This window comes from Ochrobactrum sp. SFR4, assembly GCF_019730395.1.
GTDB lineage: Bacteria > Pseudomonadota > Alphaproteobacteria > Rhizobiales > Rhizobiaceae > Pseudochrobactrum.
On sequence record NZ_JAAPBB010000980.1, the window covers coordinates 1 to 258 of the forward strand.

Annotated in this window: 1 protein-coding gene; it reads left to right on the forward strand. The window is 55.8% G+C overall.

Translation table 11 applies throughout. The features are described from left to right. Positions 1 to 258 (forward strand): phosphopantothenoylcysteine decarboxylase domain-containing protein (locus tag HBA93_RS22010; protein WP_286202135.1); only part of this gene is annotated, 258 nt, incomplete at both ends.

The window sequence follows — 258 nt, forward strand, 5'->3', positions numbered from 1 at the left end:
ATGAGTGAGCCTTTGCAGATCGTCGCTAAGATTGAACAATTACTTTTGCCGCCTCAGTATCTGCCGCTGGCTGGGAAGAAGATCATCATCACATCGGGCCCGACCCATGAACCGATTGATCCGGTGCGTTATATTGCCAACCGCTCCTCCGGCAAGAAGGGACATGCGATTGCTGCGGCTCTGGCGCGACTTGGTGCGGATGTACGACTGGTGGCGGGGCCGGTGACAATTCCCGATCCGCAGGGTGTTACAACCATT